16 protein-coding genes and 1 tRNA gene are annotated in these 14,469 nt (G+C 72.6%); 6 read left to right on the top strand and 11 right to left on the bottom strand.

The window, feature by feature from the left end:
- Nucleotides 1-57: 57 nt before the first annotated feature.
- From GD970_RS14190 to GD970_RS14145, 10 genes are read right to left on the bottom strand one after another with little or no spacing between them, the layout of a single operon-like run.
- Complete coding sequence (locus tag GD970_RS14190; RefSeq protein WP_152203554.1) at nucleotides 58-846, bottom strand: GvpL/GvpF family gas vesicle protein; 789 nt, start codon at nucleotides 844-846, stop codon at nucleotides 58-60.
- Entirely contained in the window at nucleotides 843-1,166 is a 324-nt protein-coding gene (locus GD970_RS14185) for a gas vesicle protein K (RefSeq protein ID WP_152203553.1), read from the bottom strand. The genes GD970_RS14190 and GD970_RS14185 overlap by 4 nt, the downstream gene beginning before the upstream one ends.
- Nucleotides 1,163-2,107 carry a gas vesicle protein gene (locus GD970_RS14180; protein ID WP_152203552.1) on the bottom strand — a complete coding sequence of 315 codons (945 nt, stop codon included), beginning with the start codon at nucleotides 2,105-2,107 and terminating at the stop codon, nucleotides 1,163-1,165. The genes GD970_RS14185 and GD970_RS14180 overlap by 4 nt, the downstream gene beginning before the upstream one ends.
- A complete protein-coding gene (locus GD970_RS22600) occupies nucleotides 2,100-2,720 on the bottom strand; it encodes a gas vesicle protein (RefSeq protein WP_282958501.1) in 621 nt (206 codons plus the stop codon). Before GD970_RS22600 ends, GD970_RS14180 begins: the two co-directional genes overlap by 8 nt.
- 46 nt (nucleotides 2,721-2,766) lie before the next feature.
- Nucleotides 2,767-3,474, bottom strand: coding sequence for a gas vesicle protein GvpO (locus tag GD970_RS22250; protein ID WP_211489824.1), 708 nt, complete (start codon nucleotides 3,472-3,474; stop codon nucleotides 2,767-2,769).
- A complete protein-coding gene (locus GD970_RS14165) occupies nucleotides 3,471-3,722 on the bottom strand; it encodes a gas vesicle protein GvpG (RefSeq protein WP_152203551.1) in 252 nt (83 codons plus the stop codon). Before GD970_RS14165 ends, GD970_RS22250 begins: the two co-directional genes overlap by 4 nt.
- A gap of 5 nt (nucleotides 3,723-3,727) precedes the next feature.
- A complete protein-coding gene (locus tag GD970_RS14160) occupies nucleotides 3,728-4,483 on the bottom strand; it encodes a GvpL/GvpF family gas vesicle protein (RefSeq protein WP_152203550.1) in 756 nt (251 codons plus the stop codon).
- Nucleotides 4,480-4,896, bottom strand: coding sequence for a gas vesicle protein GvpJ (gene gvpJ / locus GD970_RS14155; RefSeq protein ID WP_152203549.1), 417 nt, complete (start codon nucleotides 4,894-4,896; stop codon nucleotides 4,480-4,482). Before gvpJ ends, GD970_RS14160 begins: the two co-directional genes overlap by 4 nt.
- Entirely contained in the window at nucleotides 4,893-5,978 is a 1,086-nt protein-coding gene (locus tag GD970_RS14150) for an SRPBCC family protein (protein ID WP_152203548.1), read from the bottom strand. The genes gvpJ and GD970_RS14150 overlap by 4 nt, the downstream gene beginning before the upstream one ends.
- A gap of 33 nt (nucleotides 5,979-6,011) precedes the next feature.
- Complete coding sequence (locus GD970_RS14145; RefSeq protein WP_152203547.1) at nucleotides 6,012-7,025, bottom strand: hypothetical protein; 1,014 nt, start codon at nucleotides 7,023-7,025, stop codon at nucleotides 6,012-6,014.
- Nucleotides 7,026-7,324: 299 nt separating this feature from the next.
- Between GD970_RS14145 and GD970_RS14140 the strand changes: the two genes are divergently transcribed.
- The 3 genes from GD970_RS14140 to GD970_RS14130 all read left to right on the top strand — a co-directional run bounded on the left by GD970_RS14140 (nucleotide 7,325) and on the right by GD970_RS14130 (nucleotide 11,258).
- Nucleotides 7,325-7,413: transfer RNA gene (locus GD970_RS14140), tRNA-Ser, on the top strand.
- Nucleotides 7,414-7,697: 284 nt separating this feature from the next.
- Complete coding sequence (locus tag GD970_RS14135) at nucleotides 7,698-9,878, top strand: amylo-alpha-1,6-glucosidase (RefSeq protein ID WP_152203546.1); 2,181 nt, start codon at nucleotides 7,698-7,700, stop codon at nucleotides 9,876-9,878.
- A 150-nt stretch (nucleotides 9,879-10,028) separates the two neighbouring features.
- Nucleotides 10,029-11,258, top strand: coding sequence for a glycosyltransferase family 4 protein (locus GD970_RS14130; RefSeq protein ID WP_152203545.1), 1,230 nt, complete (start codon nucleotides 10,029-10,031; stop codon nucleotides 11,256-11,258).
- 77 nt (nucleotides 11,259-11,335) lie between these two features.
- Here GD970_RS14130 and GD970_RS14125 read toward each other — a convergent pair whose 3' ends face one another.
- The gene (locus GD970_RS14125; protein WP_152203544.1) at nucleotides 11,336-11,773 is read right to left on the bottom strand and encodes a DUF2784 family protein; all 438 of its coding nucleotides are present in this window, start codon (nucleotides 11,771-11,773) and stop codon (nucleotides 11,336-11,338) included.
- Between the two features lie 391 nt (nucleotides 11,774-12,164).
- On the opposite strand from GD970_RS14125, the gene GD970_RS14120 reads away from it, so the two are divergent.
- The 3 genes from GD970_RS14120 to GD970_RS14110 form a co-directional block, all read left to right on the top strand.
- A complete protein-coding gene (locus GD970_RS14120; protein WP_152203543.1) occupies nucleotides 12,165-13,085 on the top strand; it encodes a hypothetical protein in 921 nt (306 codons plus the stop codon).
- Nucleotides 13,086-13,186: 101 nt separating this feature from the next.
- On the top strand, nucleotides 13,187-13,507 hold the full coding sequence (locus GD970_RS14115) for a transposase (protein ID WP_170297264.1): 321 nt from the start codon (nucleotides 13,187-13,189) through the stop codon (nucleotides 13,505-13,507).
- Nucleotides 13,508-13,527: 20 nt separating this feature from the next.
- Nucleotides 13,528-14,469: IS3 family transposase (locus tag GD970_RS14110; RefSeq protein WP_152203541.1), on the top strand; the 942-nt coding region annotated here is incomplete at its 3' end.

The following is a 14,469-nucleotide window of genomic DNA, read 5'->3' as shown; positions in this document are numbered from 1 at the left end:
ATCCGGGGCACGTGAGGGTGGTCACTGGCCCCTCCGTGCGGCGGCCCCGACGGCTGGTCACGCGCCCTCCTGACCGGGGGTCAGCGCCGGGACGTCGGCGAAGGAGTACGGCGGCCAGGGGCCCAGGTACCGGATCCGCGCCGCGGACTGCTCGCGCTGGATGTCGGCGAGCGCCTCCCCCACCCGCGGCATGTCCTCCCGGGCCACGAGCACCGCGACCGTGAGCACGGCGACCGTGCCCGGGTCCGTGCGGGCGCTGCGGTTCTCGGTGATCTCCTCCGCGAGCGCCGCGAGCCGGCGGCGGTACTCGGGGTAGAGCTCGTCGGCCAGGGCGTCGGTGACCTCCTTCTCGAGCTGCTCGAGCCGCTTGCGCAGCAGGCGCTGGACCCCCGCGGGGCGGGACCCGAGCTCGGCGAGCAAGGACCGGGCGTCCGGGTGGCCCGCCGCGGCGTCGTGGGGGTCCAGGGCGATCTCCACGCGCAGCTCCACCCGGCCGCGGAGCCGCTCGAGCCGCCCGCCCAGCTGGCTCGAACCCCGCCCCAACCAGTCCCGCAGCCGGTCGCGGGCCGGGGCGTCGTCGGACGCGGCGACGATGACGTTGAAGCTGACCGGCAGCACCGTGCCGGCGGCGTCGAAGACCCGCTCGACGACGTCGCCGTGCTCGAGCACCCACCGCCGCACGTCCTCGTCGGCGCCGTCGTAGGGGTTACCGGCGTGCTCGTGCACGACGGCGGCCACGCCGCCCGGGGCCACCACGAGCTCCAGCGGGGCGCGGTCGATGCCGGTGCCGAGCTGCGTCGGCGGCATGTCCGCCGGGACGATGGCGTAGACGTACAGGCCACTCACCCGTGCTGTCCTCCTGCCTCCTGGGCCCACCGGGCCGGGTTGACGAGCTTGTCGACCACCTCGTCGACGACGTCGTCGAGGCCGCGGCGCAGGTCCGCGACCGAGGTGTGCAGCCCGTGGTCGGCCTTGATCTGGTCGATCGCCTCGTCGAGCTCGAGCAGCGCCTGCCCCAGCCGCTCCTGCTCGTCCTCGGTCAGCTCCCCGCCCTCGAGCCGGCGGATGGCCTGGCTCTCCAGCGCCTCCTCGATGACCTCGACGAGCGTGATGACCAGCGTCAGGACGCCGTTCTTGAGGCTCTTCTCGTCGATCTTGAGCGTCATGCCGTTCCCTCCCCCGCATCCTCCGCGGTCAGCCGGCGCAGCTCGCGCACCCACGGCTCGGGATCGCCGGCGGCGAGCCGGACCTCCCCGGCGGGCGAGCCGACGACGATCACCGCCTCCCCGGCCGGCACCCGGGCGCGTTCGACGGCGACCGCGGTGACCGTGCCGGGCCGCAGCCGGACGGCCGGCCGGGCGTCGAGCGCACCCTTCCAGGTCAGCCCGGCGACGGGGTCGAGCGTCGCGGTCCCGCCGCGCCACAGCGGCCCGCCGGCGCGGCGCTCGAGGTACCACATCTGGCCCTCCAGGACGGGCGCGGGACGGCCCGGCGGGCCCGGGCGCGGCCCGGCGGCGCCCACGCCGTGCTGCCGGAGCAGCTCGAGCAGGCGCTGCGGCTCGGCCGCGGAGAGCAGCACCTCGCCGTCGGGGGTGGTGACGAGCAGGCGGGTGCGGTCCTCCCCGCCGATGGCGCGCTCGGTGCGCAGGTCGACGGCGGTGATGCCGGCGAGCGGGGCCTGCCAGAGGGTCTCGGCGGGCTCGCGCCGGTGGACGACGAGCCGGTGGGTGGTGAGGTAGACGGTGCCGGGGCGCCACGTCTCGTAGGGCTCCTCCTGGCGGTGGCCGCCGGCCATCCGGGCGACGATCTCCTCGCCGTCGGCCAGCGGCAAGTGACGCGAGATGGACCGGCGCACCCACGCGCGCGTCTGCTCGTCCCAGCTGCGCATCATCCCGTACTCGAGCATCGTCTCGATGCCCGCGATGGTCGCGCGGAGGTTGACGCCGATCAGCGGGATGTCCGCGATCGTGATGATGAGGTCGAGGTCGAGGTAGACGCCCTTGTTGAGGAGCACCTCGAGGAGGTCCGGCAGGGTCGCGCGCGGGTCCCGCGTGGGCTGCAGCGCCTGCGGGGTCTGCGGGACGGCGACGACGGAGCGCTCACCCATCGCCGCTCCGGTCACCGCCGTCGGGCACGCGCGCCTCTCGCCGTGGCTGACGGCCGTTCCCGTCGCCGTCGCCGTCGCCGTCGCCGCGGGAAGCGTCCTTGTCCGGGCGCGCCGCCGGGCGCCGGCCGCGGCCATGGTCGGACCCCGTCTCCTCCGGTGCGGCGGCCGCGGCCTCCGGCTCGTCGGGACCACCCGCGACGTCGGGCGCCGACTCGTCCTCAGGCTGCCCGCCGACCTGGCGGCGTTCCTCCTCGCGGATCGCCCGCGCGCTGCGCCACCCGCACCAGGGGCAGTACTCGTTGAGCAGCTGGGCGGTGGGCGCCGTCTTGCCGCAGCGCGGGCAGGTCTCCTTGGGCTCGATGGCGTTGCGCCACGCGATGGTCTCGGTGTTGGTCCCCGAGGGGAACTCCAGCCCGTAGCGGGCCGCCGTCTCGAACGACGCGAGTGCGGCGCGGATGCGAATGCCGAGCAGCTCCACGCCCGCGACCGAGACCATGATGTCGGCGTTGAGCACGAGCCCCTTGTCCAGGAGGGTCTCGATGACATGCACGAGCGAGCCCTCGCGGTCGCGCCGCGGCTCCATCCCGCCGCCGCGCCCGGCCACGACGCTCATCCCTGCATCACTCCCCTGTTCCTCATCAACCTCCCAGACCCGTCGGTCACGTCTGGCCGCGCACGTAGCGCGAGCGCCGGTGATAGGCGACCAGCTCGCCGTCGGTGTCGAGCTCGACCTCGTACTCGGCCATGATGTCGGCGGTGCTCGGCACGTGCCGGTCCTCGACGGCCTCGATCGTCACCTTCCACCCGTCGTGGTCCCGTTCGACGCCGACGATGCCCTCGGCCGCGCGCCCGGTGAGCTCGACGAGCTGCTCGAGGGCGAGGATCGCGGCGCGGCGGGCGGTCAGGCGGGGACGACGCTCCTCGGGTTCGTCACGGGGCTCGGCCGTCCGGCGTGATCCCTCGCGGGGTTCCCCCTCGCGGGTCCCCCCATCGCCGTCCTGCACCTCGTCCTCGGTCTCCTCTCGCGGCTCTTCCTCCTCGGGCTCCTCGGGTGCCTCGTCCTCCGGCTCCTCCTCGGGCGCCTCGTCCTCCGGCTCCTCCTCGGGCGCCTCGTCCTCCGGCTCTTCCGACGCTTCGTCCTCGGGCTCGTCTGCCTCGTCACCCGGCCTCGGTTGTCCGCCGTCGGGCGTCTCGTCGCTGGTCTCGTGGTCCTCGGCGACGTCCTGGTCGGCGTCCGTGCCCGGCTCGTCCTCGTCGGACCCGTGCGCCTCGTCCTGCTCTTGCGGCTCCTCCGTGCGGTGCACGGGGATCTCCTCCGGCGGGCGCCGGCGGGCGGCGCGGCGCGGGGCCTTGGTGGACTCGGTCATCGTCCCTCCTCGCGGCTGCGTCGGTTGCTCTCGATGAGGCGGGCGACGAGCTGCTCCTCCAGGGCGTCGGCCTCGTCGTCGCGTAGCTCGCCGGACTCGCGCGCGGCGGCCACCTCCTCGAGCTGCCGGCGGATGGCGCCGGCGTCGTAGTACTGCCGCTCGGCCTCCTCCAGCACCTGCTCGGCGACCCACACCGTGCCCCGGACGGGGGCGAGCGGCAGGGAGATCAGGTTCCAGAGCAGGCCCACGGCGATCAGGCCTCCGTCACGAAGTCGTACGGGGCCTGCGGTCCGACGAGGCGGAACGTCATCCGGTCGACCCGCCGGGAGGCCAGCGCCTCCACGGTGTCGTCGAACCGTCGCTGCTCCCCGCGACGCACCAGAACGGCGGCCTCGAGGACATCCTCGACCTGCCCCGTCTCGCGGGAGCGGAGGTCGAGCACGACGGGCCCGAGCGCCTCGGTGAGCGCCGCGGCGTCGCCGAGGCGCTTCTGCTCGAAGCCGTTCACCACCAGCTCGCCCAGCCGGATCCGTTCGTAGTAGGCCGCGTCGGGCGCGGCGCCCGCGGTCGCCTCACGCAGCCGGCGGATCTCCGGCTGCTCCTCGACGAGCTCGGCGATGACCGCCTCCTGGCGGTAGCGGACGGTGAGGGTGTACTGCACGGCGTCGCCGAGGCGGGCGAGGTCCTCCCGGAGGCGCGCCACGCCGTCGGCCGCGAGCGCCTCGCGCAGGTCGTCGACGTCGGGCACCACCGTGCCGAACCGCATGGGCAGCACGGGCCCGGCCTGGGCGACGGCGTCGAGGACCGCCGCGTGCGCACGGACCTCGGCGGGCAGCCCGACGACCTCGGGGTCGGCCACGCCGGAGACCAGCGCCGCGACGTCGCCCAGCGGGCGGAGCCGCACACGCCCGCCCCCGACGCCCGCGACGTCGGGGACGGGGGTGTCCGGCGGCACGATGCCGTAGACGTACTGACTCAGCTCGCCGGTCTCGGGTGCGGCTGCCGTCATGAATCCGCCTTGCTCGAGGTGCGCCGCTCGGTCTTCTCCTCACGGCGACGCCCCTCGTCGTCGTCGTCGTCCTTGTTGCCGAGGAGGGCCTCCTTGGCGCCGGAGAGCATCCCGCCGGTCTTCCCGCGAGCGCCGGCCTGGGTCATGCCCTCGACCAGCTCGGGCAGGTCCTTGCCGCCCTGGGCCTGCAGGTCCAGGCGGTTGGTGGCCTCGGCGAAGCGCAGGAACGTGTCCACGCTCGCGATGACGATGCGCGCGTCGATGGTCAGGATCTCGATACCGACCAGCGACACCCGCACGAAGGCGTCGATCACCAGGCCCTTGTCGAGGATCAGGGCGACGACGTCGGCCAGCGAGGCGGACGACGGCCGATCGACGTAGCTGCCGTGGGACCTCGTCGCGACGGAACTCATCGCGTCCTCCCCTGCGTCTCAGCGGGCTCGGGCTCTTCCTCTTCCTCCGGCCCTTCCTCTTCCTCGGGCTCTTCTTCCTCCCCCTCGGGCTCCTCGCCCTCGCCCTCGGCCTCGGGCTCCTGCTCCTCCTCGCCTTCCTCGGGCTGCTCGCCCTGGGCCTCCTCCTCGGCCTGCCGCTCCTCCTCCATCACGTCCTCGTGGGTGCGCACGATCTCCTTGTCGTGGATCTCGGCGCGGTAGCCCTCGAAGTCCTCGGGGTGGAGGATCGCGTCGCGCATGACCTGGCGGATGAAGAACTTGATCTCCAGGCGCATCCGGCGGTTGGCCGCCCGCCAGATGTTGGCGGTCTTCTCGAAGAACCCCTGCGGGTAGTACTCGAGGACGACGACGATCCGTGTGAGGTCCTCCTCCAGCGAGTGGAAGGTGACCGCCCCGCTGATGTGTCCCTTCGGGCCGGCGGAGTCCCAGACGATCCGCTTGTTCGGGACCTGCTCCTTGATCGTGGTCTCCCACTCGCGGTGGGACCAGAACACCTGCCCCTTGAGCTTGACCTTGCCCTGGTCCGCGTCCAGCTCGGCGGTCTCGGTCTTCTTCATGAAGTTGGGCCACTGGTCGTAGGTGGTCCACTGGTTGTACGCGAGCTGGACGGGGACGCCGATGTCGAAGCTGTCGACGAAGTTGTTGAACTTCATCTTGCGGCCGCCGCCCTTGCCGCCCTTGCCCCGCCCGAACAGGCCCTTGATCTTCTCCTTGATCCCGGTGCCTGCGGCGGAGAGCCCGGCCTTGATCGGGGACTCTCCCGAGGCGAGCTTCTCCGCGGCCTTGCCGGCCGCGGCGGCCTTGGCGCTGCCCTGCTCGCCGCCGTCACCGTCGTCGCGGCCCTCGTCCTCGTCCCCGCCGCCCTGGCTCTCGCCGCTGGCGAAGGAGGTGAGCCGGTCGGACAGGCCCCCCACCCGGTCGGTGATCTTGTCGACGGCGCGGCCACCGAGCGCCCGGGCGAAGCCGCCCCCCGCCCGCTTGAGCGCCTCGAGGGGGTCGTCGGACGTGCGGCCCCCGCCTTCTTGGGAAGATGTCTCAGTCATCAAGCTGCTCCTTCCGGCGTTTCGACGCCGCGGTCACGGCTTCGGCGTGGTCGGGGGCATGGTCTTGGACTTGCCGCCCTTCGCCGCGGTCTTGGAGGTGTTCTTCGAGGTGCTGCTGCTCTTCGAGGAGTTGCCCGACGACTTCGTCGTCACCTTCGCGGCGCGGGCCCGCGGGGCGGGCCGGCCCTCCGGAAGCGGGTGCGGCTCGGGCTCGCGCTGGGCGGCCTTGCCGCCCTCCTCGGCCTCTTCCTCGCCGCCCTCTTCTTCCTCACCGGCCTCCTGAGCCTCGTCCTCGGGCTCGCCCTCCTCCTCGCCGGCTTCCGCAGCCTCCGCCTCGGGCTCGCCCTCTTCCTCGGCCTCGCCCTCCGGCTCGCCCTCCTCGGCCTCCGCCTCAGGCTCGCCCTCTTCCTCGGCCTCGCCCTCCGGTTCGCCCTCTTCGGCCTCAGCCTCGGCCTCGCCACCCTCCTCGGCGGCCCCCTCCTCGGGCTGTTCGGCCGTCTCCTCCTCGGCCTGGCCCTGCGGCGCCTCTTCCTCCTCCGCCTGCGGCTCGGCGCCCTCGCCACCCTCCTCGGCGGACTCCTCGGCGTGCTTCTTCTTCCCGAAGTGCATGCGGTCCTTGAGGGACGACGCCGTCTTCTCGGCCGTCCCAGTGGCCGTCCCGGCCGCCGTGCCCGCCGCCGACGAGGCCTTGCCCGCCGCCGACGTCGCCTTCCCCGCAGCGGCCTTGGCACCCTCGCCCACAGGGGTCGTGAGCTTCTCGGTGCGGTGCTCAAGGTTCGCCGTCATGGACTCCACGCCCCTGGTGACCGCCGCCAGCGCCGCGGCGCGGCCGGCCTCGGTCAGGCGGACGGTGAGCTCCTCGGTCAGTCGCTTGACCTCCGGCGAGGACATCACCGAGGTCAGCTGCCCGGTGATCTTCTCGGGGTTCTCCCGGAGCTGGCGCGCTCCCAGGCCGGTGGCGAGCATGAGCGCGAGCCGCATCTTCTTCGTGCGACCGAGCAGGTACCCGCCCAGCAGCATCCCGGCGAACTTGAGCTTGTCGTCCATGGCGTATCAGTCCCCGTCCTCACGAATGTGATGATCGACACATGCTGCGCGCGCAGTTGCAGGATGTCACAGGCATTCCCGCCCTGCCCGACGAGAGTCGGCGGGCCGGCCACGAGCCCCCGCCAGGCTCACGGAGCGCGCGAACACCCGCAACCGGAGGGGAGCGGGAGGGACCGCCCCGGACTCCTCCAGCGGTGCCGGGCGGCGCCGGCCCGAGCGCCAGTCACCCCCGGAGGTTCGTGACGTGCGTCGAACGTTTTGGCCAGGCGGACCGCGCCCGGTAACCTGAGGACGTCCTTGGAGACGTCGCATAGTCAGGTCTAGTGCGCGGCCCTGCTAAGGCCGTGACGGGGCAACCCGTCCGTGGGTTCAAATCCCACCGTCTCCGCTCTCGCGAGGGGCCGGGAACCGCTGCATCACCAGCGTGGTTCCCGGCCCTTTTCGTTTGCCTGCACCCGTTCCCGGGGCGACTCGGTGACGCCTTCGCCGTCGCGGGGACGCCCCGCCCGCCCCGCCATGGGACGGCCGCTCGGCCCAAACTTGAGTCTTCTGGGCTAAAGTCTGTCTCGGATCCCTTCCCGACGCCGCGGAGGCACGTAGGCCCCGCCTGCCACGCGCCGTCCGCGACTTCTCACCCACAGCGGTGGAAGGAACGTGAACTGGAGGTGGTTCGTGACTCAGGCGTGGAACTTCGCCGGCGCACCGTCCGGCGTCACGGCGGGTGCCGTGACCCTCATCGAGGGCTCCTCTTTCTGCATCTCCGACGCGGCCGGTGACATCTCGCCCGGCGGCGTCCAGGGTCTCTTCGTCCGCGACACCCGTGTGCTCTCCCGCTGGGAGCTGCGGGTGGACGGCGAGCCGGTCGAGCCGCTGACCGTCTTCGCGGAGGAGACCTACCAGGCTACCTACGTGGGCCGTGCCCGCCCCCGGGCCGGCCTTGCCGACTCGACCCTGCTCGTCGAGCGTCACCGCTTCGTCTCCGCCGGGATGCGCGAGGACCTCGTGGTGCGCAACCTCGGCCGCGAGACCGCCGCGTTCGCCATGACCGTCCACGTCGGCGCCGACTTCGGCGACCTCTTCGAGGTCAAGCAGGGCAACGTGACCAGCCGCGGTGACCACCGCATCTCCTTCGACGAGCACGAGCTGCGGCTCGCCCGGCGGTGGCAGGGACACACCCGCGAGGTGGTGGTCTCCGCGTCCGACGCCCGCGTGGCCGCCGACACCCTCACCTTCCGCGTGGTGGTGCCCCCGCGCGGCATCTGGCGCACGTCCGTCTACCTCAACCCGGTCGACGACGGCGAGGTCACCCCGATCGCCTTCCCCGCCGACCAGCCCATGGAGGTCACCGGTCCCCAGGTGCGGCGCAGCGCCTGGCGCCACGAGACCCCCTCGCTGTCGCTGCCCGACCCGGTGCTCACCGACGTGCTGCGCACCAGCAGCCGTGACCTCGAGTCCCTGCGCATCGACGACCCGGCACACCCCGACTCCGTCGCGGTCGCGGCCGGCGCGCCGTGGTTCATGGCCCTGTTCGGCCGCGACTCCATCCTGACCGCGATGATGACCCTCGCGATCAACCCCTCCCTGGCCCTGGGCACCGCCGAGGCGCTCGCCCGCCATCAGGGCACGAAGGTCGACGCCGTCACCGAGGAGCAGCCCGGCCGCATCCCGCACGAGCTGCGCTTCGGGGTCGACGCCGAGGACGCCCTCGGCGGCAACGTCTACTACGGCACCGCCGACGCCACGCCCCTGTTCGTCATGCTCGTCGGCGACCTGGCCCGCTGGGGCGCCGACCCGGCGCGGGTGCGCGCCCTCCTGCCGCACGTCGACCGCGCCCTCGAGTGGATCGAGACCTACGGCGACGCCGACGGCGACGGATTCGTCGAGTACCAGCGCACCACCGACCGCGGGCTGGTCAACCAGGGCTGGAAGGACTCCTTCGACGGGATCACCGACGCCTCGGGGCGCATCCCCGAGGGGCCGATCGCCCTCGTCGAGGTCCAGGCCTACGTCTATGGCGCCTACCTCGCCCGGGCGCTGCTCGCCGAGGCGCTGGAGCGCGACGCCGACGCCGCGGCACGCTACCGCGAGCGCGCCGCCCGCCTGCGCGAGCGCTTCGAGGCGGCGTTCTGGCTGCCGGAGCGCGGCTGGTACGCCCTGGGGCTCGACGGCGCCAAGCGGCCCGTGGACTCCCTCGCCTCGAACATGGGGCACGCCCTGTGGACGGGGATCGTCCCGCCCGAGCGGGCCCGGCAGGTGGCCGACCACCTGCTCTCCCCCGAGATGTTCAGCGGGTGGGGGGTGCGCACGCTGGCGACGACGATGGGCGCCTACAACCCGATGAGCTACCACAACGGGTCCGTCTGGCCGCACGACAACGCGATCATCGCCGCCGGCCTGCGCCGCTACGGGCTCGTCGAGCACGCCACCGCCGTGGCGCGCGCCGTGCTGGACACCGCCGCCGAGCTCGGCGGGCGCCTGCCCGAGCTGCTGTGCGGGTTCGACCGCGCCGAGTACCCCCGGCCCGTCCCCTACCCGGCCGCGTGCTCGCCGCAGGCCTGGGCCTCGGCCGCGCCGCTCGAGCTGATGCGCGTCATGCTCGGGGTCGAGCCGTGCCTGCCCCACCACCGGCTGGCCCTGGACCCGGTGCTGCCCGCCGCGGTGCAGCCGCTGAGCCTGCGCGGGATCCCCTTCGCCGGCGGCGAGGTCGACCTCGCGGTCCGTGACGACGTCGCCACCGTGACGGGCCTGCCCGACGGCCTCACCGTCGGCCCCGGCACGTGCCCGTGCCACGGCGACACCGGCGCCGACGCCGGCCCGCCCGACGGCGCACGCCAGGCCGCCGCGCCCGCCTGATCACGGTCTCGCTCGCCTGACTTCCGGTCGTCGCCGACCGGACCCTCGCCTCGGCGCCCGGCGCACCCCCGCGCCGGTTCGCCGTCGTCCTCTTCATCTGCCTTCCCGCGGATGCCGCGCACCCTCGTGCGCCCCGCGCCAACAGAAAGGATGTCCATGCCCCAGTCGCCTCTGCGCATCGCGATGGTCGCCCCGCCGTTCTACGAGCTGCCGCCCCGCGGCTACGGCGGCATCGAGGTGGTGGTCGCCAAGCTCATCGACGCCCTCGTCGACCGTGGCCACGAGGTGACCCTCGTCGGCGCCGGCCGCAACGGCACCAAGGCCCAGTTCCGCCGCACCTACGCCGACCCGCAGTTCGCGCGGCTCGGCGAGCCGCTGCCCGAGGCGGTCCACGCCGCCGCCACCGCCGAGATCCTCGAGCACCTGGACGTCGACGTCGTCCACGACCACACCCTGCTCGGGCCGCTCCAGGCCCGGGGCCGCGCCGTCCCCACGGTGGCCACCGTGCACGGCCCGGTGACGGGCGAGCCCGGCCTGTACTACCGCAGGCTCGCGAAGACGACCGAGCTGGTGGCCATCTCCGACGCCCAGCGCGGGTTCGCCCCGGACCTCAACTGGGCGGCCACGGTGCACAACAGCCTCGACCCGGCCGACTACACCTTCCGTTCCGAGAAGGAGGACTGGGTGCTGTTCCTGGGCCGGTGCACCCCCGACAAGGGCATGCACCTGGCCATCGACGCCGCCCGGGAGGCCGGCCGGGAGATCAAGCTGGCCGCCAAGTGCAGCGAGCCGTCCGAGCGGGAGTACTTCGAGCGCGAGATCCGCCCGAGGCTCGGCGCGGGGGTGGAGTGGCTCGGGGAGATTGGCGGGCAGGACAAGCGTGACGCGCTGGCCTCCGCCCGCTGCCTGCTGTTCCCGCTGCAGTGGGAGGAGCCGTTCGGGATGGTGATGATCGAGGCGCTGGTCTCGGGCACCCCCGTGGTCACCATGCCCCGCGGCGCCGCCCCGGAGATCGTCACCGACGGGGTCACCGGTCTGCTCCGCGAGCGCCTCGAGGACCTGCCGGCGGCGATCGACGCCGTGGACATCATCGACCCGGCGCTGTGCCGGGCGGAGGTGCTCGACCGGTTCACGCCGGACGTCATGGCCGCGGGGTACGAGAAGGTCTACCGCGACGTCGTCGAGCGCGCCCTGGCGGGGACCTGGACGCCGTCGCGCAAGGCCGGGATGCGGCCCGCCACGGCGCTCGGGCAGGCGGCCCCCGTGGTGGCGCCCAAGGCGCCGGGCGTGGGCCAGAAGGCAGCGACCGGGCACCTGGCTGCGGGCACCGGAGCGGCGGGGGGCGGCTCCACCGGGGTGCGGCTGACCCTGGACAAGTAGCCACCGGGCAGGACCGGGGGCGGGACCACGCGTCCGCCCCCGGTCCTGCCCGTCAGGTGAGCTCCCGGTCCTGCCCGTCAGGTGTACCGGGGCCGGTTCCGCAGCTGGCGCCCGTCCGGGCCGGCACGGCGCGAGCCGGCCCCGCCCGGGGAGGGCGCCCGCACGCGGGAGCGCACGATGAGGACGAAGCCCACCCAGGAGAGCAGCACGACGGCGGCCGCGCCGAGACGGACCAGCGCGACGCGGTCCGCGGGGTAGAGGTGCCCGGTGAGGTATGTCTTGATGAAGCCCCCGGGGCTGAGGCCCGGCTCGCCGGCGCGGCGGCGGAGGTCGTTCTCAAGAAGGGTCAGCGGGCAGTCCCAGCGGAAGAGGAGCGCGAGCCCGCCCCAGGCGATGGCGATGACGTGGGCGACGATGCTCCTCGGCCAGCGCCAGGCGACGAAGCCGCCCAGCAGGAAGTAGAGCAGGTAGCCGAAATGGGCCGCCATGGTCAGATCGGCGAGCGCGCCGTCCATGGCTCAAGCCTCCCGCGCGGGCGGCGAACGGCCAACCCTCGACGTCATCAGGGGCGCGGCAGACCGCGCACCACTGCCACGAAGACTCGGCGGAGGGCAAGGGATTCGAACCCTTGGTGGGTTGCCCCGACGGCTTTCAGGTGCACTGAGGCCCGGTGATCCCGTTTAGCGCCGCACCTCACCGTTATGTGTCGCCGCAGGGCGGCAGCCTGTCTTGCCCGTCCACCACTGACGGCGGTTAGCCCACCTCGTCGTGGTTTAGCGTCGGGCTGCGCCATGGCGCAGTCCAGGGGGATCGTTCGCGGGCCTGTGCCGGCGGGGGTCGCCCACAGGCACCGCATCATGCGGGCACCACCTCTAGTAAATCGGACGCTGGCGCTAGCCTTCGAAGATGCCGTTGTCCGCCGAGACCTTCGCCCGCCGAGTACTTCGGCAAGAACGTGAGTCGGTAGCCGAGGCCATGCAGCGCGCGCTAGGCGCCTACATCGCCGCCGACCGGGATCCGTCTCCCCGTGTGGTGGACATCGCCTGGGTTAGAGAGCAGCCTTGGAGCCAGCGTGAGGCGGTTCAGGGAGTCCTTGACTCCGGTGTGGAGCACGTCGCCGGCTTCCTCAAGTCCGCTTGTGAGCACGTCATTGCGATGGAGCGCCTCTTCACGGACGATGCCGAGCTACTGCCGCTTCCCGCGTTCAGCCTCGCGCGCAGCGTGCAGGAAGCGGCCCTGCTGGCGTGCTGGCTCGCTGATCCGGCGGCATCCCCGGAGCGACGGGCCGCGCGTGCCGCCGCGGTGTTGCTTGGCTGGCCGACGGGAACTGCGCGAACACTGGCGCAGTTCCCAGTTGAACAACGCCAAAGGTTAGAAAGGGCGAAGCAGGCAGGATCCCTGCTCGTGGCCCATCTTGAGGCAAACGGATTCCGCATTGGGCGGGACGCAAAGCGGCCGGAGAAGTTGCTGAACGTGAGCCGGGGGTCCGCGACGGTGAACATCGAGTTCAACGCAACGGACGCGGCAGCCAAGTACACGCCGGGAAGCAAGTACTCCTGGTCCATCGGCTCTGGGGCCTCACACTCTCAACCTTGGCTCACCAAGGGCATCGAAGGCGACGGCTGGCTCGTCGTGAGCTCCGTGCTGGCGCCGGTTCTCGACGTCTCTGATGCACTGGTGGATAACGTCCTCGGTTACGTCGGCATCGACCCATCCCGCCAGCACGAGGCGACGCACCTCCGCAGGCGTGCGGTCATCGGCTACTCTCGCGGCTTCGGGGTTTTTCACGGGTATGAGGAGTACGCCCGCACTCGCGATAATGCTTAGGGATAGCCGTTTCGGATCGCTGGACGTCATCGCTGCGGAGCACGCCAGCTGAACCGCCCCGGGTCTGATGAAGGCTCTCATTCCACGGAAGGATGAGAGTCATGGCAGCACCGCGGAAGTACAGCGAGGAGTTGAGGGACCGCGCTACCCGGATGGCGATGGACGCGCGGCAAGATCCGGAGACGAGCCGAGGGGCGATCAAGCGGATCGCCGACCAGCTCGGAATTCACCCCGAGGCGTTACGGACGTGGGTGAGGCAGGCCGAGATCGACGGCGGGGTGCGGCCCGGGACCACGACCGATGACGCGACCCGGATCGCTGAGCTCGAGCGGGAGGTCCGCGAGCTGCGCCGGGCCAACGAGATCCTGAAGACCTCCGCGGCTTTTTTCGCCGCCGCGGAGCTCGACCGCCAGATCAAGTAGCCCGCGAGGTACCGACCGCGGTGGTGATCGAGTACATCGACGCCCACCGCGACCGGATCGTCGAGGGACACAGGCTCGGGGTCGAGCCGATCTGCGCCGTGCTGAGGGACGCCAGCGTGCCGATCGCCCCGAGCACCTACTACGCCGCGAAGAACCGTGCCCCGTCGGCGCGTGCCGTGCGGGACGCCGAGCTGAGTGAGGAGATCAAGACCGTGCACGCCGAGAACCTGGGCGTCTACGGGGCCCGCAAGGTCCACGCCGAGCTGCGCCGCAGGGGCCACCGGGTGGCCCGCTGCACCGTCGAGCGGCTCATGCGCGCCCACGGCCTGCGCGGCATCGCCCGGGAGAAGACCCGCAAGACCACCCTGAGCGCGGGCGCCGAGACGCCCAGGCCTGCTGACCTGGTCGAGCGCCGGTTCGTCGCGGCGGCGCCGAACCAGCTGTGGGTGGCGGACCTGACCTACATCCGCACCTACTCCGGGTGGGGCTATGCCGCGTTCGTCCTGGACGTCTTCTCCCGGATGATCGTGGGCTGGCAGGTATCCACGTCCCTGCGCACCGACCTCGCCCTCGACGCCCTCGACATGGGCCTATGGGCGCGGCGTCGGGCCGGTCAGGACGTCGCGGGCCTGGTCCACCACTCCGACCGCGGCGTGCAGTACCGCGCCATCCGCTACACCGAACGCCTCGCCGAGGCCGACGCGGTGGCCTCGGTGGGGTCCCGGGGCGATTCGTACGACAACGCCATGGCCGAGGCGTACAACTCCCTGTTCAAGGCCGAGTGCGTGCGCAACCCCGCCATGCGGCGCGGCGGCTGGAAGTCGATCACCGATGTTGATGCCGCTCGCCGATCTTCCCCAGGGGTGCTCGTTGAAATTCCCCACCCGGAGGCGGTTGTCAATGTAGCGGTCGCGGGTTGCCGGTGGTGGCTCGGCGGAGGGTGTCGGTGGCGGCGTGGTGGG

The organism is Georgenia thermotolerans, assembly GCF_009193185.1.
Taxonomy (GTDB): Bacteria; Actinomycetota; Actinomycetes; order Actinomycetales; family Actinomycetaceae; genus Georgenia; species Georgenia thermotolerans.
The sequence above is the reverse complement of the archived record's forward strand: the minus strand, read 5'-3'. Positions and strand labels throughout refer to the sequence as shown.